The 26,047-nt window shown below is 66.4% G+C and carries 21 protein-coding genes and 2 rRNA genes (1 of these 23 cut by a window edge); 5 read left to right on the top strand and 18 right to left on the bottom strand.

Annotated features, from left to right (window positions below; genetic code table 11):
• Window positions 1-97: 97 nt before the first annotated feature.
• The 9 genes from gph to ACWPKK_RS15460 form a co-directional block, all read right to left on the bottom strand.
• Entirely contained in the window at window positions 98-829 is a 732-nt protein-coding gene (gene gph / locus ACWPKK_RS15500; protein WP_452005692.1) for a phosphoglycolate phosphatase, read from the bottom strand.
• A gap of 11 nt (window positions 830-840) precedes the next feature.
• On the bottom strand, window positions 841-1,932 hold the full coding sequence (gene fba, locus ACWPKK_RS15495; RefSeq protein ID WP_452005689.1) for a class II fructose-bisphosphate aldolase: 1,092 nt from the start codon (window positions 1,930-1,932) through the stop codon (window positions 841-843).
• A gap of 17 nt (window positions 1,933-1,949) precedes the next feature.
• Window positions 1,950-4,022, bottom strand: a complete 2,073-nt coding sequence (tkt, locus tag ACWPKK_RS15490) for a transketolase (RefSeq protein ID WP_452006658.1) — start codon at window positions 4,020-4,022, stop codon at window positions 1,950-1,952.
• Between the two features lie 263 nt (window positions 4,023-4,285).
• Window positions 4,286-5,161, bottom strand: coding sequence for a phosphoribulokinase (locus ACWPKK_RS15485; protein WP_452005687.1), 876 nt, complete (start codon window positions 5,159-5,161; stop codon window positions 4,286-4,288).
• A 14-nt stretch (window positions 5,162-5,175) separates the two neighbouring features.
• A complete protein-coding gene (locus tag ACWPKK_RS15480; protein WP_452005684.1) occupies window positions 5,176-6,303 on the bottom strand; it encodes a class 1 fructose-bisphosphatase in 1,128 nt (375 codons plus the stop codon).
• 45 nt (window positions 6,304-6,348) lie between these two features.
• The gene (gene cbbX, locus ACWPKK_RS15475; RefSeq protein ID WP_452005681.1) at window positions 6,349-7,269 is read right to left on the bottom strand and encodes a CbbX protein; all 921 of its coding nucleotides are present in this window, start codon (window positions 7,267-7,269) and stop codon (window positions 6,349-6,351) included.
• Window positions 7,266-8,003, bottom strand: a complete 738-nt coding sequence (gene rpe / locus ACWPKK_RS15470) for a ribulose-phosphate 3-epimerase (protein WP_452005678.1) — start codon at window positions 8,001-8,003, stop codon at window positions 7,266-7,268. Before rpe ends, cbbX begins: the two co-directional genes overlap by 4 nt.
• Window positions 7,993-8,433, bottom strand: coding sequence for a ribulose bisphosphate carboxylase small subunit (locus ACWPKK_RS15465; RefSeq protein ID WP_452005675.1), 441 nt, complete (start codon window positions 8,431-8,433; stop codon window positions 7,993-7,995). Before ACWPKK_RS15465 ends, rpe begins: the two co-directional genes overlap by 11 nt.
• Before the next feature lie 15 nt (window positions 8,434-8,448).
• Window positions 8,449-9,945: a form I ribulose bisphosphate carboxylase large subunit gene (locus tag ACWPKK_RS15460; RefSeq protein ID WP_452005672.1), complete on the bottom strand. Its 1,497-nt coding sequence runs from the start codon at window positions 9,943-9,945 to the stop codon at window positions 8,449-8,451.
• A gap of 123 nt (window positions 9,946-10,068) precedes the next feature.
• Between ACWPKK_RS15460 and ACWPKK_RS15455 the strand changes: the two genes are divergently transcribed.
• Window positions 10,069-11,016, top strand: coding sequence for a LysR family transcriptional regulator (locus tag ACWPKK_RS15455; protein WP_452005669.1), 948 nt, complete (start codon window positions 10,069-10,071; stop codon window positions 11,014-11,016).
• 21 nt (window positions 11,017-11,037) lie between these two features.
• Here the strand turns inward: ACWPKK_RS15455 and ACWPKK_RS15450 are convergent, their stop codons facing one another.
• From ACWPKK_RS15450 to ACWPKK_RS15420, 7 genes are all read right to left on the bottom strand, one after another.
• Window positions 11,038-11,409 (bottom strand): ribbon-helix-helix domain-containing protein, encoded by a 372-nt coding sequence (locus tag ACWPKK_RS15450; protein WP_452005666.1) that lies wholly within the window; start codon window positions 11,407-11,409, stop codon window positions 11,038-11,040.
• A 47-nt stretch (window positions 11,410-11,456) separates the two neighbouring features.
• The gene (locus tag ACWPKK_RS15445; RefSeq protein ID WP_452005663.1) at window positions 11,457-13,571 is read right to left on the bottom strand and encodes a sigma-54-dependent Fis family transcriptional regulator; all 2,115 of its coding nucleotides are present in this window, start codon (window positions 13,569-13,571) and stop codon (window positions 11,457-11,459) included.
• 222 nt (window positions 13,572-13,793) lie between these two features.
• Entirely contained in the window at window positions 13,794-15,431 is a 1,638-nt protein-coding gene (gene groEL / locus ACWPKK_RS15440; RefSeq protein ID WP_452005661.1) for a chaperonin GroEL, read from the bottom strand.
• A 229-nt stretch (window positions 15,432-15,660) separates the two neighbouring features.
• Window positions 15,661-16,017, bottom strand: coding sequence for an MmoB/DmpM family protein (locus ACWPKK_RS15435; protein WP_085086548.1), 357 nt, complete (start codon window positions 16,015-16,017; stop codon window positions 15,661-15,663).
• 36 nt (window positions 16,018-16,053) lie between these two features.
• Entirely contained in the window at window positions 16,054-17,193 is a 1,140-nt protein-coding gene (locus ACWPKK_RS15430) for an aromatic/alkene monooxygenase hydroxylase subunit beta (protein WP_452005658.1), read from the bottom strand.
• 32 nt (window positions 17,194-17,225) lie between these two features.
• Window positions 17,226-18,284: a 2Fe-2S iron-sulfur cluster-binding protein gene (locus ACWPKK_RS15425; RefSeq protein ID WP_452005655.1), complete on the bottom strand. Its 1,059-nt coding sequence runs from the start codon at window positions 18,282-18,284 to the stop codon at window positions 17,226-17,228.
• Between the two features lie 322 nt (window positions 18,285-18,606).
• Entirely contained in the window at window positions 18,607-20,271 is a 1,665-nt protein-coding gene (locus tag ACWPKK_RS15420; RefSeq protein ID WP_452006655.1) for an aromatic/alkene/methane monooxygenase hydroxylase/oxygenase subunit alpha, read from the bottom strand.
• Between the two features lie 518 nt (window positions 20,272-20,789).
• Between ACWPKK_RS15420 and ACWPKK_RS15415 the strand changes: the two genes are divergently transcribed.
• The 4 genes from ACWPKK_RS15415 to ACWPKK_RS15400 all read left to right on the top strand — a co-directional run bounded on the left by ACWPKK_RS15415 (window position 20,790) and on the right by ACWPKK_RS15400 (window position 23,842).
• Window positions 20,790-21,182, top strand: coding sequence for a c-type cytochrome (locus ACWPKK_RS15415; RefSeq protein WP_324865103.1), 393 nt, complete (start codon window positions 20,790-20,792; stop codon window positions 21,180-21,182).
• A gap of 32 nt (window positions 21,183-21,214) precedes the next feature.
• Window positions 21,215-21,610: a VOC family protein gene (locus ACWPKK_RS15410; protein WP_452005651.1), complete on the top strand. Its 396-nt coding sequence runs from the start codon at window positions 21,215-21,217 to the stop codon at window positions 21,608-21,610.
• Between the two features lie 44 nt (window positions 21,611-21,654).
• Complete coding sequence (locus tag ACWPKK_RS15405; protein WP_324865099.1) at window positions 21,655-22,209, top strand: twin-arginine translocation signal domain-containing protein; 555 nt, start codon at window positions 21,655-21,657, stop codon at window positions 22,207-22,209.
• A 61-nt stretch (window positions 22,210-22,270) separates the two neighbouring features.
• Window positions 22,271-23,842 (top strand): GMC family oxidoreductase, encoded by a 1,572-nt coding sequence (locus ACWPKK_RS15400; RefSeq protein WP_452005648.1) that lies wholly within the window; start codon window positions 22,271-22,273, stop codon window positions 23,840-23,842.
• Between the two features lie 112 nt (window positions 23,843-23,954).
• Here the strand turns inward: ACWPKK_RS15400 and rrf are convergent.
• Together rrf and ACWPKK_RS15390 are read right to left on the bottom strand one after the other, a co-directional pair.
• Window positions 23,955-24,070, bottom strand: a 5S ribosomal RNA gene (rrf, locus tag ACWPKK_RS15395).
• 145 nt (window positions 24,071-24,215) lie between these two features.
• A 23S ribosomal RNA gene (locus ACWPKK_RS15390) occupies window positions 24,216-26,047 on the bottom strand; it runs 914 nt beyond the window's last position.

Raw genomic sequence — 26,047 nt, 5'->3', positions numbered from 1 at the left:
TGGCCTCTGCTGGATGGTCCGCGCTTCTGGGTGTCGCGATCCGAGTTCCTGGTGTCTCGTATACCAGATGCCACGGTAACGCATCCTTTGCTGAAAGTCAGCATCCTAAATCATTATCGGTTTCCGCTGGATGGGAATGTCGGATGGGGTGAGGGGGATCCCGGCGAACGGCCTCCAACGCGTCCGGAAGGTCGGTGAAATGGTGGATCAGCCGGTCGGCCGCAAGGTCGGCCGGGTTGCCGCGCGCATAGCCATAGGACACGAGGATGCAGGCGACGCCCGCGGCACGGGCGGCGGCCACGTCGTTGGGGCCGTCGCCCACCATGACCGCACCGGCGGGCGGGCCGTTCAGCCCATCCAGCACGGCCAGCAGAGGTTCCGGCGCCGGTTTGCGCTGGGGCAGGCTGTCGCCGCCGATGATGGAGCCGAAGAACGGCAGGAGCCCCAGCTCGCCCAGCAGGTCACGGGCGATCGCCTGGGGCTTGTTGGTGCACAGGCCGATGGGATGGCCGCGGGCCGCCAGCCGCGCCAGCGTCCGCGGCACGCCGGGATAGATGCTGGCGGGGTCGGCGGGGAGGGCCGCATAGAGGTCGAGGAAGCGGGCCAGGGCGGACTCCACCTCCTCCGCCGGAAGGGACCGGCCGGCGGCGGCAAATCCACGCTCCACCAGCAGCCGGGGGCCGTCGCCGATCAGGGAGCGCAGCATGGCGTCGCCGACCGGCCGCCGGCCCCATTCACCGAGCAGGCGGTTGAGGGCGTGGCCGAGATGCGGCGCGCTGTCGATCAGCGTCCCATCCAGGTCGAAGACGACCGGTGCCGGCCTGTTCACCGTCTCCCCCGTCAGCCCGACGCCATCACCGCGGGCGACCGCCGCTCCATCGCCGCGAACTCCAGTGCCGCGGCGCGGGCGGCCATGCGCTCCAGCGGAAGCGGGGCGATCCGGTCCGCCTGCCCGGCCGCCCCGAAGGCCTCGAACCGCTCGCGGCAGAGCGCCCGGGCGGCCCTGGTCGCCTCGGCCAGGAACTTGCGCGGGTCGAACTCCTCCGCCCGCGTCATCATCGCGCGGCGCAGGCTGCCGCTCATGGCGAGGCGGATGTCGGTGTCGATGTTGACCTTGCGAACGCCGTTGCGGATGCCCTCGCGGATTTCCTCCACCGGGACGCCATAGGTCTCGCGGATGCTGCCGCCATGGGCGCGGATGATCTCCAGCCACTCCTGCGGCACGCTGGACGATCCGTGCATCACCAGATGGGTATCGGGGATGCGGTCATGGATGGCGCGGATGCGGTCGATGGCCAGCACCTCGCCATCCGGTCGGCGACTGAACTTGTAGGCGCCATGGCTGGTGCCGATGGCGATGGCGAGCGCATCCACACCCGTCCGCGCCACGAAATCCGCCGCCTGCTCCGGATCGGTCAGCAGCTGGTCGCGCGACAGCGTGCCGGCGGCGCCGGAGCCGTCCTCCTCCCCCGCCCGCCCGGTCTCCAGCGAGCCGAGGCAGCCCAGTTCGCCCTCCACCGAGACGCCGACGGCGTGCGCCTGCTCGACCACCTGCCGGGTGACGCGGATGTTGTAGTCGTAGCCGGCCGGCGTCTTCATGTCGTCCAGCAGCGAACCGTCCATCATCACGCTGGTGAAGCCGGAGCGGATCGCCTGCTGGCAGACGGCCGGGCTGGCGCCATGATCCTGATGCAGGCAGACGGGAATGTGCGGCCACATCTCCACCGCCGCCTGCACCATGTGGCGCAGAAACGGCTCGCCGGCATATTTGCGCGCCCCGGCCGAAGCCTGGAGAATCACCGGGCTGGCGCAGTCGTCCGCCGCCTGCATGATCGCCTGGATCTGTTCCATGTTGTTGATGTTGAAGGCCGGCACGCCATAGCCATGGTCGGCCGCATGGTCGAGGAGCTGTCGGAGGGAGATCAGGGCCATCGCGGGAGGTCTCCGGTTCAAATCTGGGGGGAGCAGAGGCGTCGGGCGCGTTCCGCCACCGCCTCCGCAGTGATGCCGAAATGGCGGTAGAGGTCGGCTGCAGGGGCGGATTCGCCGTAGCGGTCCAGGCCGACCACGTCGCCGTCCAGCCCGACATGGGCGCGCCAAAGCCCGGTCGCCCCGGCTTCCACCGCCAGCCGGGGAACGCCGGCCGGCAGCACGGCACGGCGCCATGCCGGGTCCTGGCGGTCGAAGACCTCGCAGCAGGGCATCGAGACGACGCGGGCGGCGATGCCCCGGCCGGCGAGCAGCCGCCGTGCCTCCATGGCGATGGCGACCTCGGACCCGGTGGCGATCAGCACCACGTCAGGGCGCTCGTCGTCGGCCAGCACATAGCCGCCGCGGGCGGCATCACGGGCGCGCTCCGCACCGGTCTGACCCGTTCCTTGGACCGGCCCCGATCCTTGGGCCGGCAAGGTCTGGCGGGACAGCAGCAGGGCGCTCGGCCCGTCCGCCCGCTCCACCGCCGCACGCCACGCGACGGCGGTTTCCAGGGCGTCGCAGGGGCGCCAGACGTCGAGGTTCGGCATCAGGCGCAGGCTGGCGGCATGCTCGACCGGCTGATGGGTGGGGCCGTCCTCGCCCAGGCCGATGCCGTCATGGGTGAAGACATGGACAACGCGCAGCCCCATCAGCGCCGACAGGCGCAGGCCGTTGCGGGAGTAGTCGGAGAAAGCCAGGAAGGTGCCGCCGAAAGGCAGGAAGCCGCCATGCAGCGCGATGCCGTTCATCACCGCGGCCATGGCGAACTCCCGCACCCCGTAATGCAGGTGGCGCCCGCCGCTCCCCCGCCAATCGGTCAGATTGGAGCCGGTGAGATCCGCCGATCCGCCCAGAAGTTCCGGCAACAAGTCGGCCAGCGCCTGGATGGCTTGCTGGGACGCCTTGCGCGACGCCATCGGCTCCGCCCGCTCCGCGACGGCGGCGATCCAGGCGTCGGCGGCCTCGGCGAAAGTCTCCGGCAGATCGCCGCGCATGCGCCGCAGGAACTCGGTTGCGAGTTGCGGGTGGGCATCGGCATAGGCATCGTAGCGGGCCTGCCAGTCGGCCTGTGCCGCCGCACCGCGCCGCCGGGCGTCCCAGCCGGCGCGCACCTCCTCCGGCAGCTCGAAGGGCGGGGAGGTCCACCCGAGCGCGGCCCTGGTCGCGGCGACTTCGGCCGATCCCAGCGGCGCGCCATGTGCCTCGGCCGATCCGGCCCGGTTGGGAGTGCCATGGCCGATCACCGTCCGGCAGCAGACCAGCGTCGGCTTGCCGCAGGGAGCCAGTGCCTCGTCGATGGCGGTGTCCAGCGCGTAGGCATCGTGACCGTCGACCTCGCGGATCACCCGCCAGCCATAGGCCTCGAACCGCCCCGCCGTGTCGTCGGCGAACCAGCCGGTGACGGGGCCGTCGATGGAAATGCCGTTGTCGTCATAGAAGACCACCAGCTTTTCCAGCCCCAGCGTGCCGGCCAGCGAGCAGACTTCATGGCTGATCCCTTCCATCAGGCAGCCGTCGCCGACGAAGCAGAAGGTCCGATGGTCGACGATCCGGTGCCCCGGCCGGTTGAACTCCGCCCCAAGTAGACGTTCGGCCAGCGCCATTCCGACGGCGTTGGCGAGGCCCTGCCCCAGCGGCCCGGTGGTCGTCTCCACCCCCGGCGTCACTCCATATTCGGGATGCCCCGGCGTGCGCGAGCCGAGTTGCCGGAAGCGCCGCAGCTCCTCCATCGGCAGGTCGTAGCCGGTCAGGTGCAGCAGCGCGTAAAGCAGCATCGAGCCGTGCCCGTTCGACAGCACGAAGCGGTCACGGTCGGGCCAGCGCGGGTCGGCGGGATTGTGGCGCAGATGGCGCCGCCACAGCGCCTCGGCGATGTCGGCCATTCCCATCGGCATGCCGGGATGGCCGGAATTCGCCGCCTCCACCGCATCGATGGCGAGAATGCGGAGCGCATTCGCCAGCAGGCGGCGCCCCGGAGCGCGGCTGGAGAGATCGGCAGGCGGCAAGACAAGCCGCTCCTGTTCGCGGACCTCGACGGCCGCGGTCATCGACGCGTTCATGGTTGGTGTCCTCCCCTGGTGTTGGACTTTCAGGCCGCATCAAAGCCCCTCTCCCCTCGTGGGAGAGGGGTTGGGGTGAGGGGGTGGAAGTTTGTGGTTCGCATCCGGCCTTCGGCCGCCCCCTCATCCCAACCCGCGGGTCGGCAAAACGCCGTTGGCGTTTGGCCGATCCCGCCCCGCGAAGGGGAGAAGGGCTTCCAAGCTGCAAAACGGCCGCACATTCCGTCTGCGCCGTCCTTTTCAAGCCCCCCTCAGAACGCCTTCTTCTTGCGGTCGACCAGCTGCCAGATCATCGGCGTGAAGATCAGCTGCATCGCCAGCGCCATCTTGTCTCCCGGACAGACGATGGTGTTGGGCCGGGTCATGAAGCTGTCCTTCAGCATCGACAGCAGATAGGGGAAGTCGATCCCCTTCGGCCGGGTGAAGCGGATGACCAGCATGCTCTCGTCCGAGGTCGGAATGTCGCGGGCGATGAAGGGGTTGCTGGTGTCCACCGTCGGCACGCGCTGGAAATTCACGTCGGTGCTGCTGAACTGCGGGCAGATGTATTTCACGTAATCGGGCATGCGCCGCAGAATGGTGTCGACGATGGCCTCCTCCGAATAGCCGCGCAAGTTGCGGTCGCGGTGGATCTTCTGGATCCATTCGAGGTTCACGATGGGAACCACGCCGATCTTCAGGTCGGCATGGCGCGCGAGATCGACGCGGTCGGTGCGCACGCAGCCGTGCAGGCCTTCGTAGAACAGCAGGTCGGTTCCGGGCTCGATCTGTTCCCACGGCGTGAAGGTGCCGGGGTCTTGGCCGTAGGGTTCGGCCTCCTTCTCGTCATGCAGGTATTTGCGTGTCCGGCCGCCGCCGGTCTCGCCATAGCTGCGGAACAGGTCGTCCAACTCGTCGAACAGGTTGGCGTCGGGACCGAAATGGCTGAAGGTCGAATGGGGTTCCTCCTGCGCCTCGGCGACCTTGGCGCGCATCTCCCGGCGGTCGTAGCGGTGGAAGCTGTCGCCCTCGACGATGGCGGCGGCGATGGCCTCGCGCCGGAAGATCTGCTGGAAGGTGCGGGTGACGGTGGTGGTCCCGGCGCCGGAGGAGCCGGTGACGACGATGATCGGATGACGGGCCGACATGGCATCCTCCTCCTTCAGCCGAGTGCCGCGGTTTCGGACGGCAGGAACAGCGACCGGCTGCCGAACAGCGGGGCGTGGAAGGCCAGTTCCTCCCCCCGGTCGTAGGCGGCGTGATAGGCGACCAGCCGTTCAACCTCCGCCTTCGATCCCAGGATCACCGGCACGCGCTGATGCAGGGCCATCGGCTTGATGTCGAGGATGCGCTGCCGCCCGGTGCTGGCCGCCCCGCCCGCCTGCTCCACCAGCATGGCGATGGGGTTCGCCTCGTAGAGAAGGCGCAACCGGCCCGGCTTGTGGGTGGGGCGGGCGTCGCGCGGATAGAGGAAGACGCCGCCGCGGATCAGGATGCGGTAGACCTCCGCCACCAGCGAGGCGATCCAGCGCATGTTGAAATCCGCCTCGCGTGGGCCGGAGCTGCCCTTGATGCATTCCTCGACATACTGGCGCACCGGCGGCTCCCAGAAGCGGGCGTTGGAACTGTTGATGGCGAATTCGCAGACATGGTCGGGGATGCGCATGTCGGGATGGGTCAGGGTGTAGGCGCCGATCTCGCGGTCGAGCGTGAATCCGTGCACGCCCTCGCCGAAGGTGGCGATGATCATGTCGGCCGGGCCGTAGAGCGCGAAGCCCGCCGCCACCTGCTGGGTGCCGGGCTGCAGGAAATGCTCCACCTCCGGCTCGTCCACCCCGTCGGGCGCCTTGAGGATGGAGAAGATGGTGCCGACCGTCAGGTTGACGTCCACATTCGACGAGCCGTCCAGCGGATCGAAGGCCAGCAGATAGCGGCCGCGCGGGTATTCGCGGGGGATGCGGTAGGGCTCCTCCATCTCCTCCGACGCCATGCCGCAGAGCTTGCCGCCATATTCGCAGGTGCGCAGCATGATCTCGTTGGCGATCAGGTCCAGCGGCTTCTGCGTCTCGCCATGGACATTGACGCTGGGTTCGGGAGCCGGTGCGGCAAAATGGGCGGTGGCGGGCTGGCCGGCGGACGGCGTCAGCGACCCGCGGGCGGCGGCGCTGGCGATGAACTTGCACGCGGTCTGCACGTCGTTGAGCAGCGCGGTCAGGTCGGTGTCGGCCCCGCCGCGGCGGCGCTGGTCCTCGATGATGAATTTGCTGAAGGTCGTGTGACGGTGCGGCATCGGTTCCCCCTCTCTCGTGTTTTGTCCGGCCGGCTTGTTGCCGGCCTATTGTGCGAAGACGCGGCTTTGGCGGATGTCCTCCTCGGCGATGGTCAGCAGGTCGGCGGCGGCGATGGCGCTGCCGCGTGCCTCGAACAGGCGGTTGGCCTGACGCAGGCGGGCACGGTCCAGCGCATTGCGGATCGAGCGGGCATTGGCGAAGCGCGGCTGGGCCATGCGGCGGAGGATGTAGTCGCCCATCGCCCGCTCGGCTTCCGGAGCCATGCGGTACTGCATGCCCTCCGTCATCAGCCGCGCGATCTCCAGCAGTTCGCCGGCCTCGTAGTCGGGAAAATCGACATGATGGGCGATGCGCGACGCCATGCCGGGATTGGAGCGGAAGAAGACCTCCATGCGGTCGCGATAGCCGGCGAGGATTACGACCAGATCGTCGCGATTGTCCTCCATCACCTGCAGCAGGATCTCGATGGCTTCCTGCCCGTAATCGCGCTCGTTCTCCGGCCGGTAGAGGTAATAAGCCTCGTCGATGAACAGCACGCCGCCCATGGCGCGCTTCAGGACCTCCTTCGTCTTCGGCGCGGTGTGGCCGATATACTGGCCGACCAGATCGTCGCGGGTGACGCTGACCACATGGTCGCGCCGGATGTAGCCCAGCCCGTGGAGAAGCCCGGCCATGCGCCGCGCCACGGTGGTCTTGCCGGTGCCGGGATTGCCGGTGAAGCACATGTGCAGCGACGGCGGCTCCGCCCGGAGGCCGATGCTGCGCCGTGCCCGTTCCACCAGCAGCAGGGCGGCGATCTCGCGGATGCGGGTCTTCACCGGCATCAGCCCGACCAGTTCGCGGTCCATCCCCGCCAGCATCTCGCCGATGCCGGATTCGCGGTAGAGCGCATCGAGATCGACGGACGGCGCATCGGCCGGGCGGTCATAGGTTTCGGGTTCGAGAAGGTCGGCCACCCCGCTCATGCCGCCCTCCATTCCGGTTCCCTCATCAGGGCAGCGCGCATCCGCCCGACCACGCCGCGGTAGCCGCCGTCGGCGTCCGCAGCGCCGAAGATGGCCGAGCCGGCGACGAAGATGTCTGCCCCGGCATCGGCGACGGCGCGGATGTTGTCGGGCTTGATGCCGCCATCCACCTCCAGCCGGATGTCGCGGCCGGTGCGCTCGCGGTGGCGGTCGATGCGGCGGCGGACCTCGGCGATCTTCTCGAAGGCGGAGGGGATGAAGGACTGGCCGCCGAAGCCGGGATTGACCGACATGACGAGGATCAGGTCCAGCCGGTCCATCACATGGTCGAGATGGGCCAGAGGCGTGGCCGGGTTCAGCGCCAGACCGGCGCGGCAGCCCTGCTCGCGGATCAGCGCAAGGGTGCGATCGGGATGATCCGACGCCTCAGGATGGAAGCTGATGATGTCGGCGCCGGCCCTGGCGAACAGCGGCACCAGCGCATCGACCGGCCGCACCATCAGATGGACGTCGATGACGGCGCGGGTGCGCGGACGGATGGCGGCGCAGACCAGCGGGCCGATGGTCAGGTTCGGAACGTAATGGTTGTCCATCACGTCGACGTGGACGACCTCGCATCCGGCCTCCACCACCCGCTCCACCTCCTCGCCCAGCCGCGCGAAATCGGCGGACAGAATGGAGGGGGCGAGGAGATGGCCCGGCCCGATCTCACGCTCCCCCCGTTCACGTTCCATGACGGCTCTCCCCGCCATAGCGCTCGCCCGGCGGACGGCCGGTGGCATAGCTGCGCACGGTGTAGCCGATGCGCCGCCCCGGCCCTTCGGAGCGCAGCAGCTCGAAGCCGGGCTCCACCGCCGGGCGGTTGATCAGGTAGGACATGCGCACCGTCTCGAACCCGTGGGAGCTGTCGAAGGCGAGGACCTTGACGTACTGGTCGGGATGGGCGGTGCGGCAGGCGTCGATCTCCATCATCACGCCCTTGGCGTCGCGCAGGTCGAACATGGGGTTGCCCCACATCGTCCAATAGCTGTTGCGCGGGTGCGGATCGTCGGTGAACTCCACCGCCACCGCCCAGCCCTGGTCGAGAGCGTATTGCACCTGTTTGGTGATCTCCTCGTCCGTCAGGTCCGGCAGGAAGGAGAATTGGCCCTGTGTCAATCGCATGGAAAACTCTCTTTCTCACATCGCCGCGGTGGGGGTGGGGACGTAATCGACGCTGTCGGTGGAGGCGTAGTCGAAGGTGACGTCCTTCCAGGTGTCGAGCGCGGCGCGCAGCGGGGCGCACCAGCGGGCGGCGTCGCGCAGGATTTCCGGCCCCTCGTTCCAGATGTCGCGGCCCTCGTTGCGGGCCTTGACCATCACTTCCAGCGCGACGCGGTTGGCGGTGGCGCCGGCCTGGATGCCGTCCGGGTGGCCGATGGTGCCGCCGCCGAACTGCAGGATCACGTCCTCGCCCAGATATGTGAGCAGCTGGTGCATCTGCCCGGCATGGATGCCGCCGGACGCCACCGGCATCACCCGCTTCAGACCGGCCCAGGGCTGGTCGAAGAAGATGCCGTGCTGCAGGTTCTGCGGGACATGGGTCTCGCGACAGGTGTCGTAGATGCCGCGGATCACGTTGGGATCGCCTTCCAGCTTGCCGACCACGGTGCCGGCATGGATGTGGTCGACGCCGGCCATGCGCATCCACTTGGCGATCACGCGGAAGGACACGCCGTGGCTCTTCTGCCGGGTGTAGGTGGAATGGCCGGCGCGGTGCAGGTGAAGGATCATGTCGTTGCGCCGCGCCCATTTCGCCATCGACTGGATGGCGGTGTAGCCGATCACCAGGTCGATCATGATGATGACGCTGCCCAATTCCTTGGCGAACTCGGCGCGCTCGTACATGTCCTCCATGGTGGCGCCGGTGACGTTCAGGTAGGTGCCCTTGACCTCCCCGGTCTCGGCGACGGCGCGGTTCACCCCCTCCATGCAGTAGAGGAAGCGGTCGCGCCAATGCATGAAGGGCTGCGAGTTGATGTTCTCGTCATCCTTGGTGAAGTCGAGCCCGCCCTTCAGCGCCTCGTACACCACGCGGCCGTAGTTGCGGCCCGACAGGCCCAGCTTCGGCTTCATCGTGGCGCCCAGCAGCGGCCGGCCGAAATTGTTCAGCCGCTCGCGCTCCACCACGATGCCGGTTGCCGGCCCCTGGAAGGTCTTCAGATAGGCGACGGGGATCCGCATGTCCTCCAGCCGCAGCCCCTTCAAAGGCTTGAAGCCGAAGACGTTGCCGATGATCGACGCGGTGAGGTTCGCGATCGACCCTTCCTCGAACAGGTCGAGTTCATAGGCGATGTAGGCGAAATACTGGCCGGGCGTGCCGGGCACCGGATCGACGCGGAAGGCCTTGGCGCGATAGCGCTCGCAGTCGGTCAGGCGGTCGGTCCACACCACGGTCCAGGTGGCGGTGGAACTTTCGCCGGCGACCGCCGCCGCCGCTTCCTCCGGGTCGACGCCATCCTGCGGCGTGATGCGGAAGACGGCGAGCACGTCGGTGTCCTTCGGTTCGTAGTCGGGCTCCCAATAGCCCATCTGCCGGTATTTCAGCACGCCCGGCCGGTAGCGGGCCTTCGGGTCGCTGACCACCCCCTCGGCGGCCTTCTGATCCTTAGGGAGCGTCGTCGATACGTAGTTCATCGTCTTCACCTCGCCGGTGGCGTTCGGTTCGTTCCGCTGAAAACGTTAGCCCCACGTACTATTGAGGAAAATTCAAATATACAGCACAGTATGGCTAGGGATTCCTCGTGAATGGGCCGGCCGATGACCATCCAGCACGCCACGCTGCGCCAGCTGCAGATCTTCACCGCCGCCGCCCGCAGCCTGTCCTTCGCCCGGGTGGCGGAGCAGTTCGGCCTGACGCCGGGAGCGGTCTCGTTCCAGATCAAGCAGGTGGAGGGGCATTGCGGCTTTCCGCTGTTCGAGCGGGTCGGCCGCGGCGTCGTGCTGACGGAGGCCGGGCGCGACCTGCTGGACCATGCGACACTGATCCTCCAGGCGCTGGAGAACGCCGACCGGCGGATGCAGGCGCTGAAGGGGGTGACCGGCGGCAACGTCACCATCGGGCTGGTCAGCACCGCCAAATACATCGCCCCGCACATGGTCTCCCGTTTCCAGGCGGAGCGGCCGGGAGTGTCGATCCATCTCCAGGACGGCAACCGGCGGGAGGTGAATGCGATGGTCGCCAAGGGCGAAGTCGACCTCGCCATCATGGGCCGCCCGCTGGACGAGGATGAACTGCTGGCGGAGCCCTTCGCCCGCCATCCCAGCATCATCATCTGCGCGCCGACCCATCCGCTGGCCGACGCCCCATCCCTGCGCCTGTCCGATCTGGCCGACAGCGGCTTCATCGCGCGGGAGGAAGGGGCCGGCACGCGGGCGCTGACCGACGCCTATTTTCACGGACAGGGCTTCTCGCCGCGCATCGTCATGACCTCCAGCAGCAACGAGACGATCAAGCAGGCTGTCATGGCCGGCATCGGCGTCGCCCTGCTGTCGCGCCACACCGTGGACCTGGAACTGGCGCTGGGCATGCTGCGGGAGTTGAAGGTGGAGGGGCTGCCGCTGATGCGATCCTGGTACATCGCCCACCGCCGCAGCCTGCCGCTGCTGCCGGTGCACGCGCAGCTGCGCAGCTACCTGCTGGAGCGTGGGCAGGCGATCATCGACAGCATCCAAGCCGGCCATCGGGCGCTTGCGCCAAGCAGCTGACGTGTCTTCCCGACCGCACCGTCACGCATCGTCCGACAGCCGGCGATCCCGCTGGAAGGCAAGAACGGACGCACCGCCCTCCGATACGGGAACCACGCCCCTCGCCTGCCCGCCGGCCTCGGAAACAGTGCCGGGAGCCATGGTCAGATAGCGCACGCAGCTGACACGCAGGAAGGAGGCGAGATTCTGGACCGCGCCGTGGACCTCCACGACCTCGTCATACAGGGTGACGATCAGGCGGTTCGTGGTGGTCCCCTGCTCCGCCGCGATGTCGGCGAGGACATTCCAGAACAGGTTCTCCAGCCGGATGCTGGTCACCATGCCATGGATGCGGACCGAGCGGGACCGCGCCTCGTACAGGATGGGGTCGGTGTTGACGAAGATCTGGCACATGCACCGGCCCTCCCTGGAGCGGTTATGCTGTCCTGCGGCAAACGGGATCAGGCACGGGCGGCGCCCATCCCTTTGCCGATGCCATCGCGCCGGATGCCGTGCTGGCTCAGCTTGCGGTACAGGGTGCTGCGGGAGATGCCCAGCACCGCGGCGGCGTCCGACAGGTTTCCGCCGGTGGCGGCGATCACGTCCTCGATGGTCCGCTGCTCCGTCACCGTCAGGGACATGGCCGACGGGTCGGGAGACACAGGCATCGGCATCGGCGGACCCGGCAGGGGCCAACCCTCCGCGGCCACGCCGCCGCAGCCGTCCCGGAGTTCTTCGGGGAGATCGCTCACGTCGACCATTCCGCCGGTGGACAGCAGGACCGCGCGTTCCACCAGATTCCTCAGTTCCCGCACATTACCCGGCCAGTCATAGCGGTGCAGCCGCTCCAGCGCCGCCGCCGTGAAACGGACCGGATCCCGCCCGTGCCGATCGGCCAGCAGGTCGTTGAAATGGGCGATCAGGCGCGGCACGTCTCCCTGCCGTTCCCGCAAGGGCGGCACCCGCAGGGCGGTGACGGCGAGGCGGTGATACAGGTCCCGGCGGAACCGGCCGGCGGCCACCTCATGGCGCAGGTTGCGGTTGGTCATGGCGAGCAGCCGGACCGACACCCGGCGCGGCGTGCTGTCGCCGATGCGGTACAACACCCCTTCCTCCAGCACCCGCAGCAGATAGGGCTGCAGGTCGAGCGGCAGTTCGCCGACCTCGTCCAGGCACAGCGTGCCGCCGTCGGCCAGTTCGAAACGGCCGGTCCGCCCCTCCGCCGCCGCCCCGGTGAAGGCACCGCGCACATAGCCGAACAGCTCGCTGCCCAGCATCTCGCGCGACACGGCACCGCAATTGAAGGGAATGAACGGTCCGCCGGCCACGGCACTGTGGCCGTGGATGGCCCGCGCGAACAGCTCCTTGCCGACGCCGGTCTCCCCCTCGATCAGGATGGGAACCGGCAGCGGCGCCAGCCGCTCCCCCTGGCCGATCACCGCGCGCAGGCTGTCGCTGGCCCCGACGATGTCGCCGAAGCGCGACCGTGCATGGTCGGTCTCGTCGGACGCCGTGCGGCGGCCGGCGGGCAGGCGGCAGGAGGCTGCGCGGGGGATGACCAGCAAAGTGCCGCGCCGCTCGCCGTCCAGCATCAGTGGCCGGACCCAGTCGGCCGGCACGGGCAGATGGCCACCCGATTGATGGCTCTCCGCCGGCTTGCCCGACGCCATATCGGCGATCCCGACGATGGGCAGCCTCGTACCGCGGCTGAGCTGAGGCAGGTCCGACCCGAGGCTGGCCTTCAGCAGATGCGCCGCCTTGCGGCTGGCGTAGAGCAGGCGGCCACGCGCATCCAGTGCGATCAGCCCCTCGCCGGCATATTTCTGGCTGTCCTCCAGGCAGGCTTCCAGCAGGCGGACATGCTCCGCCTCGGTCTGGCGGGCGAGGTTCCATTCCACCTGCCGGGCGGCGACCACCGCCAGCGCCAGTGCCTGGGCGCTGAACCCCTGCTTCAGTCCGGAAATGTCGAGCAGCCCGACGACCGACCCGTCCAGCGGATCGTGGATCGGCGCGCCGGCGCAACTCCACCCCTTGATGCCGGCGCAGTAATGCTCGGCCGCCTGGACCAGCACCGGCGTCTTGGACGCCAGTGCCGTGCCGATGCCGTTGGTCCCGGCGCAGCTCTCGCTCCAATGGCCGCCGCAGCCCAGGCTGATGTCGCGTGCCGCGTTCAGCGTCGCCCGGTCGCCCGCCGCCTCCAGCACCACGCCGTTGGCATCGGTGATCAGCATCACCGTCCGTGTCCCGGCGAGAAGATCCGCCGCCTCCGCCAGGGTGGTGGCTGCGGCCTGCAGGAGTTCGCGATTCTCCCGTCTCAGAGCCTCGACATGGTCGGCGCCGACCACCGGCGCCGCGTCCGCCCGCGCATCGACCAGAAAGCTCTGGCACCGCGCCCAGGACCGGATGACCACGTCGCGGACCGGCAGATTTTCCTGCCGCGATCCGGAAACGAAGTCCTCCCACGCCTTCATCGTCGCCCGTTCGCCAGTCAATTCGCCATGGGCCAGCGCATGGAACGCCGGACCGGATGACGCAACGGCCGAACGGCCGATGGCGACCTCTTCATTGGCCAACACTGTCCCCTCCCTGCTTCCCGGCGTCCTTTGCTGTTTATTGTCCGTGCGCCGATTGTCCTTCGGTCCGGATGCGGAGGACCGCCCCGATCCTCCGCATTCTGTATTGTTGGTATAAGAAACCATAAGCCGAACCGAAGCGGGAGCGGTAGTAGCGGAATACTCTATGGCTTTTTTCCCAGCCCCTTTCCCCGAAGGTGGAGGTTTCCTGCCGCCGGACCCGGTTCAGGCGCGCCCGTAGCGCTCCATCCCGCCGCCGCGGGCAGGGCCTGCGGTGGGATCGACGTCGTCGGGGATGTCGGCGACCAGGGTGTGGGTGGTCAGGACCAGCTTGGCGACCGACACCGCGTTCACCAGGGCCAGCGTGGTGACCTTGGCCGGGTCGATGATGCCGGCGGCGAACAGGTCGCCGAACCGGCCGGTGCGCGCATCGAACCCGGTGCCGTCGGGAAGCTCTGCGAGGCGCGCGGCGATGCCGGCCCCGTCCAGTCCGCCATTCTCCGCGATGCAGACCAGGGGCTGCAGCATCGCCCGCTGCACCAGCCTTATCCCGGCGCGCTCGCCCTCCCCGACATCCGCGGCCAGCCGGTCGAGCAGCGGGGCGATGCGGGCCAGCGCGGTGCCGCCCCCGGGCAGCACCCCGTCGGCCAGCGCGGCACGGGCGGCGGCAAGCGAATCCTCCAGAAGCTGGGCCGTGCGCTTCTGTTCCACCGGCGTGGCGCCGCCGACCTCGATCAGGGCGGTGCCGTGCGTCAGCTTCGCCAATCGCTGGGACAGCTTGTCCCGCTCGATGTTGGGCGGCGCCTCCTCCCACTGGCGCTGCACCAGCGCGCGGCGGGCGGCCAGCGCGTCCGGATCGCCATGGCCGCGCAGCAGGGTGGTGCGGCCGGCGGACACCTCGATGCGGTCGGCACCCCCCAGATCGTCCGCCGTCACGCTGTCGAGGCGCCCGCCGAGGTCACGGGCGATCACGCGCCCGCCGGTCAGGATCGCGATGTCCTCCATCATCGCCTGACGCCAATGGCCGAATTCCGGCGGGTTGATCGCCACCACCGTGGCGCGGCCATCCCGGCGCAGCGCCATCAGCGCCGCCACCACCTCCGGCGCCACACTATCGGCGACGACCAGCAGCGGGCGCTTGTCGGCGATGCGGTCGATCAGGCGCAGGAGCGGCTCCGGATCGGTGATCTTGTGGTCCGTCATCAGGATGCGGGGTCGTTCCAGCACCGCAGCCTGGCCGGTCGGCTCGGTCGCCATGTGGTGCGACAGGAATCCGCGGTCCAGCACCATGCCCTCCAGCACATGCAACGCGGTCGGTGCGCCCGGCTGGCCGTATTCGATGTCGATCACGCCCTCCGTTCCCACCCGGCGCAGGGCGTCCGCCACCAGCCGGCCGAGCGCCGGATCGGTCGCCGCGACCGTCGCCACCTGCTCCAGCTGCGCACCGCCCGCCAGCGGCCGGGCCATGCCGCGCAGCCGATCGACGACGAAGCCGCAGGCACGCTCCATCCCTTCCACCAACTCCACCGAACCATGGCCGTCCGCCAGTACGGCAACGCCATCCTGGATCAGCGCGTCGGCCAGCACGGTGGCGGTGGTGGTGCCGTCGCCGGCCACGTCATTGGTCTGCTTCGACACCTCGCGCACCACCTGGGCGCCCATATTCTCGAAGCGGCAGGGCAACTCGATCTCGGCGGCGATGCTGACGCCGTCGCGGGAGATCATCGGCGTGCCGATGGGGCGGTCGATGATCGCATTCGTCCCCTTCGGCCCCAGCGTGCCGCGCACCGCCAGCGCCAGCTTGCCGACCCCACGGGCAAGCGCGGCCCGCGCCTCGGCACGGTGCAGCATCATCTTCGGCATGGTCTCGTTCCCTCCCATTCTTGATTTTGTGGATTTGAAAAGGATTCCCTCTCCCCCCCGGGGAGAGGGTTAGGGTGAGGGGGATGCGCGGCGAGGATTTTCGAAATAGCCACGCGATGCATCCCCCTCACCCCGACCCTCTCCCCGCTTTCGGCGGACCAAAGGTCCGCCTGTCGCGTCAGCGCAAACAAAGTTTGCGCGTGAGCGGGGGAGAGGGAGATCTCACGCATCACTCGTAAGCGAGCGCGTCATCCATGTTGCCGAAGAGGACGACGGTGTCCTCGTCGATCATGACCATGCGGCCATAGTGGGTGGAGGTGGAGATCTCGAAGATGTGCGGGGTCATCTCGCGGCCGAGAGCCTCGCCGATCTCGCTCATCTTGAACTCGATCTTGCCCTCGCCGTCGATGCGGATCATCGCCGGCAGGTAGGTGACGGTGATGCCGGGCTTGCTCTCCATCACCTCGGCGATGCAGCGCGCCTCCACGCTGTCGTTCATCGTCACGCCGCACTGGTGCGAGATGGTGCCGTCCTGGGTGATGTCCTTCAGCGGCTTGAAAAGCTGCTGCACGGTGGTGACGCTCATGGTCTTCGTCCTCTTGTGGCGGAGATGCGGGAAGGATCACTCGGCCGCAGCGTCGGTGACGGCAGCCGCGGCAGCCGGCTGCCCGACCTCGACCGGCGGCAGGGCCGGCAAGTCGGCGTCGATGCCGATTTCGCGCCCGATGGCGGCGACGCGATTGCGCACCCGCTCGAAGGCGTCCGTGAAGCTCGCCGCCTTGACCCGCGGCAGCGACCACAGCGGCTGCAACTGCAGCGCCGCCTTCACCGCCAGACCGCCGTGGTGGGAGAACCAGCTCTGCAGCATGGTGCGGTTGTCCTCGCCATGCGCCGGGTCGCGCAGCAGCAGGGCGAACAGCTCCACCGCATTGGCGAGGTTCCGCTCATAATCGGCTTCCGCCGCCGAGATGACCGACGGGGTGGAGAAGTCGTTCTGCGCCGCCGCCACCTGCATGACGAAGCCGCTGCGGAACAGCTCGCCCACCAGCGGTTCGAAGACGAGGTTGACGGCGAAGTACTGCTCCAGGAAATCGGTCGCGGCGCGGATATGCTCCACCGCCTCGCGGCAGGGCTGCCAGATCGGGTCTTCCAGCCAGTGCGCCTTGCCGGCGTCGAGGTCGAACCCGCCGATGTCGCTGCCCACTTCCGCCAGATAGAGCGTCAGATCCTGGGCGAAGCGCAGCTTGTAGGAGGCGTTGGTCAGGATGGCGTTGTTGACCATCTGGGTGTAGCCATAGCGTTGCGCCCGCATCAGCGCGGTGCCCAGCCCATATTCAGCATGCTTGAAGGCACCGACATGGTTCTGGAGCACGGCGACCCAGGCCTTGTCGAAACGCTGGGGCGCACCGGCGCGCCGCGCGTTGTCCACCACGTTCTGGATCATGCCGACGATGGTGGACTGGCGCTGGTAATGGGTGCGTTCCCATTCCTGGTCGGGCGCGCGGAAGCCGTGCCAGTCCGTGCATTTCAGCGCGGTCCAGTCCTTGGAATATGTGGGCGTGCCGTCGCCGAAGGAGATGATCCAGTTCTGGAGCAGGTAGCGCTCCGGATCGGGCTGGACGTCGACCGTCACGTCCTCGTAATGGGTCGCCTTGCGGCCCTTCGGCTCAAAGTAATTGTAGCGGCGGCTGTCCGATCCCGGAAATACCTTGGCTCCGGCGGCGGCAGAGGTGGCTGTGGTTTCGGTTTCCTGCATGGTCATCGTCTTTCCTCCCGTATTTGCAAAATCCCGGCTCAGCGGGTGGCGGGGGTGAATTTGTCGAAATAGACGCGTGCGGAATCGATGCCGGCCATCTGCAGGACCGGCAGCACCGCGTCGATCATCGGCGGCGGCCCGCAGGAGAAGACGTCGGCCTCCTCCACCTCCGCCATGTCAGACAGGTGCCGGCGCAGCACCTCGTGGATGAAGCCGGTCTCGCCGGTCCAGCCGTCGCCCTCTTCGGCATGGGACAGGGCGGGGATGAAGGCGAAATCCGGCAGGCTGCGGGCGAATTCCTCGAACAGGTCGAGGTGGAACAGGTCCCGGCGGCTGCGGGCGCCGTAGAAGAAGCGCACCGGCCGTGTCTCGCCGCTGGCGGCCTGATCGCGCAGGATCGACAGCAGCGGCGCCATGCCCGAACCGCCGCCGACCAGGATCATCGGCCCTTCCCTCCCCTCGCGGCGGAAACAGGTGCCGTAGGGACCGCGGACGGTCACCCGGTCGCCGACCGACAGGCCGCCGTCCAGTTGGCGGGAAAAGGCGCCGTCCGGATATTTCTTGATGATGAACTCCAGCCGGTTGCCATCGGCCGGCGGGTTGCCCATCGAGAAGGACCGGGTGAGACCGATACCGGGCAGCGTGATGTCGGCATATTGGCCGGCCCAGAACTTCATCGGCTGGTCCATCTCCAGCGCAATTGCGACGATGTCGTGGGTCAGCGGCTCCACCGCCGCCAGCCGGGCGGCGAAATCCTTCACCGGGATGGAGCGGGACAGCAGATCCTCGTCATAGTTCAGCAGTTCCACCGCCACGTCGCTGTAGGCCAGCGAGCGGCAGAGAAGGATGTGGTTGCTGTCGCGCTCCGGATCGGAGAGCGCGAAGGTGGAGTATTTCAGCATCTCCACGTCGCCGTCGATCAGCAGGCACTTGCAGGCGGAGCATTGCCCCTCCTTGCAGCCATGCATCAGCGAGACGCCCTGGCGGAAGGCCGCGTCGAGGATGGTTTCCCCTTCCGCGACCTCCATTTCGATGCCGACCGGCTCCAGCCGCACCGTGTGGACGGCCGGACTGTTGTGCAGCGCTTGTGCGGTCATGGTCTGTCGATCTCCGCAAGGGAGCGCGTTCGCCTTTCATGGGAAAGGCAACGGTCCCGATTGGTGAGGCAGGGGATCAGACCCATGGGTCATCGCATTTGATGTCGGAGTAATGACGTTGCGGTTCGGATGCCCTTCTCCCCTTGCGGGGCGGGATCGGCCAAACGCCAACGGCGTTTTGCCGACCCGCGGGTTGGGATGGGGGTGGAGCGGCCGTAGGCCGTCGAAAATCCTGAGTTTGCAACCCCTCACCCCATCCCCTCTCCCGCAAGGGGAGAGGGGCTTTAACCGCATGCGCCTGCCAAATGCGACAGCCCTGGAATCAGACCCGGCGGATCTTGAAGCCCTTGCGGTATTCCTCGACATGCGCCTGCCGCTGTTGCGGCGTCATCTCGCGGAGCGCCAGCAGCGGGCTGCGGATGGTGTGGCCGCGCACATGGTCCAGCGTCCACATGTCCTTCTCCTCGAAAGACAGATGCGGCTGGGCGACCAACGTCTTCCCGTCGGGGCGGACGAAGCCCATGTCCTGGATGGCATCGGCGAGGTCCCAGCCGTCATAGACCTCCTCCCACTGGCGCCGGCCGGAGAAGCGGCCCATAGCCGGGGTCGGGCGACCCTGGTATTCGGCGGCGAAAGCCTCCTTGTGGGTCCAGCGGTCGACCTCGGAGGCGTAGGTGTAAAGCTCGCCATCCACCTCGTCGACCTGGAAGTCCTCGCGGATCACGCAGGGCACCAGGCTCGACCAGCAGCGGTGCGGATAGACGTAGCCGGTGTCGGCGAAGGTGATCGGCACGCTGCCGGGCTTGCTGAGCTTGGCGTAATTCTCCCACCAGACGCCGAACTCGTCATACCAGCCCGGATACTTGCTCTCGAACCACTCGAAGTCGCGCTCGGTCATCGCCTCGATGCGCCAGAAATTGGCCCACCAGCCGGCCGAGAAGAACTGGGCGATCTTGTGGACGTAGTTCTTCTTGACGATGCTGTCGAAGGCTTCGTGAACGTCGTCATGGTGGATCTTGATGCCGTACTTCTCCAGCGGCAGCATGTAGGTGCGGTAGTAATCCTCGAAGATCCAGCGGTGCCACAGCTCGGCGTAGGATTCCTTGTTCTTGTCGCGATTCTTGGTGCCGTATTCGATGATCGTGCCGATGGCGGCGTCGACGATCATGTGGTTCTGCCAGAAGGAATAGCGGATGTCGCGTTCCAGCAGCAGATGGTTGTCCGGCTCCTTCAGCACCGACATCAGCATGGAATGGCCGTTGCCGATGTGGCGGGATTCGTCGCTCTGCACCGACAGGAAAACCGTTGGCAGGGCATAGTCGCCGTTGCGCGCCGCTTCCGACGGCATGGCGACGAACAGCGTGTTGGTGAAGGCGGTCTCCGCCACGACCTGCAGATAGATGTTCGACGCGGTGATGGCGTCGCCGGTCAGGAAGGCCTCACCGAACTGCCGGCCGATGGTGGTGGCGTAGCATTTGCCGAACGCCTTCTCGGTGATGTCGAAGCCGGCCGGGTCGATGTAGTTCTCCATGTACCATTTCTTGAGGTTCATCTGGATCGTCGAGTGCCGGAACTCGTCGATCATCTGCATGGTGAAGCCGGTGCGCAGATCGTCGCCCGGCGCCAGCTGGCCCAGCGTCGCCATCGACCGCGCCGCCGAGATCTCGGGGAAGGGGATGATCGCCAGGAACAGCTTCATCCACTCGATCCAGCGCGGTTCGACGTTGCGGAACATGTCGCCGCGCAGCGCCGCGTCCAGCGCGCCGTAGACGCGGTTGTCCTTCTCCTCCTGCATCGGGAAGTAGGAGCGTAGGACCTGCTTCATCGGGTCGCGCGGCGCCTTGGAAATCTTGTAGTCGGTCGGGAATGCCATCGCCTCCTTGACGTAGGACGGCGTCCAGCCGAGATCGGCGACGCGGCGCGCCGCCTCGGTGATGCCGATGCCTTTCTGGCTGGTGATCTTGTTCAGCGTCAATCCATCCGGCATGTCGTCTCTCCCCATGATTTTGATGATGGTGTTCCGATGGTCGGGCTTAAGGATCGGGCCTGAAGGATCGTGCCGTTCGCCGATGGCGATCAGAGGCGTGCCGGCCTGCCCGCGGGAAGCCGGCAGCGCGATATCGGAAATCATCTGGTTTCAGGCCGTTTGCGGCCGCCGAACCGGGGCGGCTGCATCGTCGACGCTGTTAAGCAACCGCCGTGCCAAGCCGCCAAGCGGCGACGCCAAACCAATTTTAAAGAATGTTTGCGGTGCCCACTGTCCCATCATGAGACGATCTGTCGCGGGCATGTGTCTCAAAACGAAACAGTCGGGACACTCGATACCGCCGAACTTCTTGGAAAACGCCCCAGCACCTGGCCTCCGACAGCCGATCATCAGATGGCATGACGCTTGCTTTTCCCAGTCAACGCCGCCGCCCCGGCCACCTGCCCGGCTGATCCGGCAAAGAAAAGCGCAGGCGCCACCCCACGCATCGGGAGGGATTTTGAAAGATGAGGCATGCGATGCACGCGAAACTGTCGCCGCACCGCTGGGTGATGCTGTTGCTCCTGCTGTCCATACCGTTCTCGCCCTTTACGCGGAAATCCGCGGCGGCGGAAGGAGAGGCGCTGTTCCGGCAGCAATGCGGAGCCTGCCATACGGTGAAGAAGGACGATGGCCCGCGCGCCGGACCGCCGCTGTTTGGCGTCATCGGCCGCAAAGCCGGCTCGGCGGCTGGCTTCGAATACTCCGACGCGTTGCGCGGCGCCGGCTTCGCCTGGGACGCCGGCCATCTGGAGCGCTGGCTGGAGAATTCGAACGCGTTCCTCCCCGGCAGCTACATGAACTACCGGCAGGACGACGGCAGCGTCCGCAAGAGCATCGTCAATTTCCTGGAAACCAGCGCCACCCGCTGACCCGGCCCCACAACGACATCGCAGGAAGCATCATGGCCAAGATCATCCACATGATGGTGCGCGTTCTTGACGAACAGCGGTCTCTGGACTTCTACGCGAAGGCCTTCGGGCTTGAGCCGGCCGAGCGGCTGGCCTTCGACGGCTTCACGCTGATCTACCTGCGCAATGCGGAGAACGATTTCGAACTGGAGCTGACCGTCAACCACGACCGCACCACCCCCTACACCCATGGCGACGGCTACGGCCACATGGCGGTCGCGGTGGACGATCTGGAGCGGGAGCACGCCCGGCTGTCGGCCTTGGGCTTCCCGGTAACGCCGGTGAAGGAGTTCGCCCCCGGCGGCGCGCTGCTGGCCCGCTTTTTCTTCGTCACCGATCCGGACGGCTACAAGACCGAGGTCCTGCAACGCCACGGCCGCTATCGCTGAGTTTTGACGACAAGAACAAACCACTTGGGAAGGAGACGTCGATCATGCGCGTTCTCGACAAACGGACACGGTTCAACCGGCGGAATTTCCTCAAAACCTCGGCCGCTTCGGTGGCGGCGGCGGGCGCGGTCTCCAGCGGTGTCGTGTCGATCGCGGCAACGCCGGCCTGGGCCGACGCGCTGACGGCCATCAAGCCGGACGCTGCCAAAACGCTTCTGGTGATGGTGCGCGACCTCTATCCGCACGACCGGCTGGGCGACGCCTATTACGAGAAGGCGCTTGCCTCGATGGACCAGGAAGCCGCCAAGGACGCGACGTTGGCCGGCCAGCTCAATGAGGGCGCTGTGGCACTCGATACCGCCGCGCGCAAGCTGCGCAACGCCCCCTACGCCGCCATCCCGGCGGAGGCGGACCGCGTCACTGTGCTGAAGTCCATCGAAACCACCCCGTTCTTCCGCAAGGTCCGCGGCGACATGGTGGTCGCCCTCTACAACCAGCCGGAGGTGTGGGCGAAGCTCGGCTACGAAGGGGCGTCGGCCGAATATGGCGGTTACATCCACCGCGGGTTCGACGATCTCGATTGGATCAAGGACGCCTGACGCTCCTGCCGACCTGCCTCAATGAATACCCACAAAAGCCCGTAACGGGGAGGATCGAGACATGGCTGCGAAATTCGCGATGGATGACGACAGCGTCGTGGTGGTGATCGGATCGGGTGCCGGCGGCGGCACGCTGTCGAACGAGTTGGCCCAGAAGGGGATCAAGGTCGTCTGCCTGGAAGCCGGCGGGCGCCACGAAATCCAGGATTTCGTGAACGACGAATGGAAAAGCTTTTCGCAGATCTCCTGGCTCGACAAGCGCACCACGTCGGGGGCCTGGCGGGTGGCGAAGGACTTTCCCAACCTGCCGGCCTGGATCGTCAAGGCGGTCGGCGGCTCCACCGTCCATTGGGCCGGCGCCTCGCTCCGCTTCCAGGAGCATGAGTTCAAGGCACGCACGACCTATGGCGAGGTGGAGGGGGCCAACCTGCTCGATTGGCCGGTGACGCTGGCGGAGATGGAGCCCTACTACGCCAAGGCCGAGTTCAAGATGGGCACGACCGGCACCAACGGCATCCCGCGGCTGCCCGGCAACAACAATTACAAGGTTCTGGCGGCTGGCGCCAAAAAGCTGGGCTACACCGACTTCCACACCGGCAACATGTCGATCAACAGCAAGCCGCGCGATGGCCGCGGACCCTGCCAGCAGATCGGCTTCTGCTTCCAGGGCTGCAAATCGGGTGCGAAATGGTCCACCCTTTACACCGAGATCCCCAAGGGCGAGGCCACCGGCAACCTGGAGGTCCGGCCGAACGCCCAGGTCTTGAAGGTCGAGCATGACGCCAGGGGCCGGGTCAATGCCGTGCTCTATGCCGATGGCACCGGCGCCATCCAGCGGCAGAAGGCCCGCATCGTCGCGGTGGCCGGCAACTCGATCGAAAGTCCGCGCCTGCTGCTGAATTCGGCCTCGACGATGTTCCCGGACGGGCTGGCGAACTCCTCCGGTCAGGTCGGGCGCAACTACATGCGCCACATGACCGGTTCGGTCTATGCGGTGTTCGACCGGCCGGTGCACATGTATCGCGGCACCACAATGGCCGGTATCATCAAGGACGAATCGCGCTTCGACCCGCGGCGCGGATTCGTCGGCGGCTACGAAATGGAAACCCTGTCGCTCGGCGTGCCCTTCATGGCCGCCTTTCTTGATCCGGGTGCCTGGGGCCGCGATTTCAGCTCGGTGTTGGATGCCTACGATCATATCGCCGGCATGTGGCTGGTGGGGGAGGACATGCCGCGCGAGACCAACCGCGTCAGCCTGCACGCGACCGAGAAGGACAAGTTCGGCCTGCCCATTCCCAACGTGCATTTCGACGACCACCCCAACGACATCGCCATGCGCACCCATGCTTATGGGCGCGGCTCGGCGGTTTATGACGCGGTGGGAGCGGTCCGGACCATCAACACGCCGCCCTACCCGTCCACCCACAATCTCGGCACCAACCGCATGAGTGCCAACGCCCGCGACGGCGTCGTCAACAAATGGGGACAGGCGCACGACATCAAGAACCTGTTCGTTTCAGACGGCAGCCAGTTCACCACCGGAGCATCGGAGAACCCGACCCTCACCATCGTCGCGCTGGCGATCAGGCAGGCGGAGTACATCGCCGACCAGATGACCAAGCGGGAGATCTGAAGAAGACGGCCCAAACGGCAAAACGCCCCGGCTGGTGAGAGCCGGGGCGTTTCTGATGTTCGTGACGATGCCAGCGTGTTTGCTTCGGTTTGGCGTCTCTTGAGCCTGAGTGACCTGGCGGCGACCTACTCTCCCACGTCTTAAGACGCAGTACCATTGGCGCGGAGGCTTTTCACGGCCGAGTTCGGGATGGGATCGGGTGTTTGACACCTCGCCATGACCACCAGGTCACCAAGGCTCAAGACCGACGCTAATCCGAAGCGTAGCGCTGTTCAGTGCAAGTGAGGGTGAGAATGTATCGAACTGGCGGTGTTGCGTCAAGCAGGGCCCAACAAGCAGGCTTGCTGCTGCGCATGGCGCGGTTTGTGGGGTCGAGATCAAGCCGATCGAGCGATTAGTAAGGCTTAGCTTCAGACATTGCTGCCCGTCCACATGCCTCCTATCGACGTGATGGTCTGTCACGGCTCTCAAGGGAGCTCTGGTTTAGAGGTGGGTTTCCCGCTTAGATGCTTTCAGCGGTTATCCCGTCCATACTTAGCTACCCGGCCATGCCACTGGCGTGACAACCGGTGCACCAGAGGTATGTCCATCCCGGTCCTCTCGTACTAGGGACAGATCCTCGCAAAACTCCGACACCCACGGCAGATAGGGACCGAACTGTCTCACGACGTTCTAAACCCAGCTCACGTACCACTTTAATCGGCGAACAGCCGAACCCTTGGGACCTGCTCCAGCCCCAGGATGTGATGAGCCGACATCGAGGTGCCAAACGACTCCGTCGATATGGACTCTTGGGAGTCATCAGCCTGTTATCCCCGGCGTACCTTTTATCCGTTGAGCGATGGCCCGTCCACGTGGAGCCACCGGATCACTATGGCCGACTTTCGTCTCTGCTCGACTTGTCAGTCTTGCAGTCAGGCGGGCTTATGCCATTGCACTCGACGAGCGATTTCCGACCGCTCTGAGCCCACCATCGCGCGCCTCCGTTACACTTTGGGAGGCGACCGCCCCAGTCAAACTACCCGCCATGCAGGGTCCCGGACCCGGATCACGGGCCACGGTTAGATGCCAGAGACTTCAAGGGTGGTATTTCAAGGTTGGCTCCACCCGGGCTGGCGCCCAGGCTTCCAAGCCTCCCACCTATCCTACACATGAAGTCCCTAGCACCACTGCAAAGCTGTAGTAAAGGTGCACGGGGTCTTTCCGTCTGACCGCGGGAACTCCGCATCTTCACGGAGAGTTCAATTTCGCTGAGTTGGTGTTGGAGACAGCGGGGAAGTCGTTACGCCATTCGTGCAGGTCGGAACTTACCCGACAAGGAATTTCGCTACCTTAGGACCGTTATAGTTACGGCCGCCGTTTACCGGGGCTTCAATTCAAGGCTTGCACCTCTCCTCTTAACCTTCCGGCACCGGGCAGGCGTCAGACCCTATACGTCGCCTTGTGTGGCTTCGCAGAGCCCTGTGTTTTTAGTAAACAGTCGCTACCCCCTGGTCTGTGCCCCCCGCCATGGCTTGCGCCACAACGGGGCCCTCTTCTTCCGAAGTTACGAGGGCAATTTGCCGAGTTCCTTCAACACCATTCTCTCAAGCGCCTGGGTATACTCTACCAGTCCACCTGTGTCGGTTTGGGGTACGGTCTATACGGCGGGGCTATTTCCTGGAACGGGTCCACAGCATGTCCAATCCGATAAGGACATACACGCTTTCCCATCCGTCACCTCCGCCAGGCCCACGATTATTAACGTGGTTCCCATCGACTACGCCTTTCGGCCTCGCCTTAGGGGCCGGCTCACCCTGCGTGGATTAACCTTGCGCAGGAACCCTTGGACTTTCGGCGACAGTGTTTCTCACACTGTTTGTCGCTACTCATGTCAGCATTCTCACTTCCGATACCTCCAGGCGGCCTCACGGACACCCTTCGCAGGCTTACGGAACGCTCCGCTACCACGTGATCAAAGATCACATCCGCAGCTTCGGTACACGGCTTGAGCCCCGATACATTTTCGGCGCAGGCCGGCTTAACTAGACCAGTGAGCTATTACGCTTTCTTTAAAGGATGGCTGCTTCTAAGCCAACCTCCTGGTTGTCATGGCCTTCCCACATCCTTTCCCACTTAGCCGTGATTTGGGGACCTTAGCTGGCGGTCTGGGCTGTTTCCCTCTCGACGATGGACCTTAGCACCCACCGTCTGTCTGCCGGACTG

It is taken from the genome of Azospirillum largimobile, assembly GCF_977007025.2.
Note: the sequence above shows the minus strand (reverse complement) of the source record. Positions and strands in the feature narration are given on the sequence as shown.

Excerpts from the sequence above, each read along its gene's own strand:
- fba (WP_452005689.1), bottom strand. The coding sequence starts at position 1,932 with ATGGCCCTGATCTCCCTCCGACAGCTCCTCGACCATGCGGCCGACCAT.
- tkt (WP_452006658.1), bottom strand. The coding sequence starts at position 4,022 with ATGACCGCGGCCGTCGAGGTCCGCGAACAGGAGCGGCTTGTCTTGCCG.
- ACWPKK_RS15485 (WP_452005687.1), bottom strand. The coding sequence starts at position 5,161 with ATGTCGGCCCGTCATCCGATCATCGTCGTCACCGGCTCCTCCGGCGCC.
- ACWPKK_RS15480 (WP_452005684.1), bottom strand. The coding sequence starts at position 6,303 with ATGCCGCACCGTCACACGACCTTCAGCAAATTCATCATCGAGGACCAG.
- cbbX (WP_452005681.1), bottom strand. The coding sequence starts at position 7,269 with ATGAGCGGGGTGGCCGACCTTCTCGAACCCGAAACCTATGACCGCCCG.
- rpe (WP_452005678.1), bottom strand. The coding sequence starts at position 8,003 with ATGGAACGTGAACGGGGGGAGCGTGAGATCGGGCCGGGCCATCTCCTC.
- ACWPKK_RS15465 (WP_452005675.1), bottom strand. The coding sequence starts at position 8,433 with ATGCGATTGACACAGGGCCAATTCTCCTTCCTGCCGGACCTGACGGAC.
- ACWPKK_RS15460 (WP_452005672.1), bottom strand. The coding sequence starts at position 9,945 with ATGAACTACGTATCGACGACGCTCCCTAAGGATCAGAAGGCCGCCGAG.
- ACWPKK_RS15455 (WP_452005669.1), top strand. The coding sequence starts at position 10,069 with ATGACCATCCAGCACGCCACGCTGCGCCAGCTGCAGATCTTCACCGCC.
- ACWPKK_RS15450 (WP_452005666.1), bottom strand. The coding sequence starts at position 11,409 with ATGTGCCAGATCTTCGTCAACACCGACCCCATCCTGTACGAGGCGCGG.
- groEL (WP_452005661.1), bottom strand. The coding sequence starts at position 15,431 with ATGCCGAAGATGATGCTGCACCGTGCCGAGGCGCGGGCCGCGCTTGCC.
- ACWPKK_RS15435 (WP_085086548.1), bottom strand. The coding sequence starts at position 16,017 with ATGAGCGTCACCACCGTGCAGCAGCTTTTCAAGCCGCTGAAGGACATC.
- ACWPKK_RS15430 (WP_452005658.1), bottom strand. The coding sequence starts at position 17,193 with ATGACCATGCAGGAAACCGAAACCACAGCCACCTCTGCCGCCGCCGGA.
- ACWPKK_RS15425 (WP_452005655.1), bottom strand. The coding sequence starts at position 18,284 with ATGACCGCACAAGCGCTGCACAACAGTCCGGCCGTCCACACGGTGCGG.
- ACWPKK_RS15420 (WP_452006655.1), bottom strand. The coding sequence starts at position 20,271 with ATGCCGGATGGATTGACGCTGAACAAGATCACCAGCCAGAAAGGCATC.
- ACWPKK_RS15415 (WP_324865103.1), top strand. The coding sequence starts at position 20,790 with ATGCACGCGAAACTGTCGCCGCACCGCTGGGTGATGCTGTTGCTCCTG.
- ACWPKK_RS15410 (WP_452005651.1), top strand. The coding sequence starts at position 21,215 with ATGGCCAAGATCATCCACATGATGGTGCGCGTTCTTGACGAACAGCGG.
- ACWPKK_RS15405 (WP_324865099.1), top strand. The coding sequence starts at position 21,655 with ATGCGCGTTCTCGACAAACGGACACGGTTCAACCGGCGGAATTTCCTC.
- ACWPKK_RS15400 (WP_452005648.1), top strand. The coding sequence starts at position 22,271 with ATGGCTGCGAAATTCGCGATGGATGACGACAGCGTCGTGGTGGTGATC.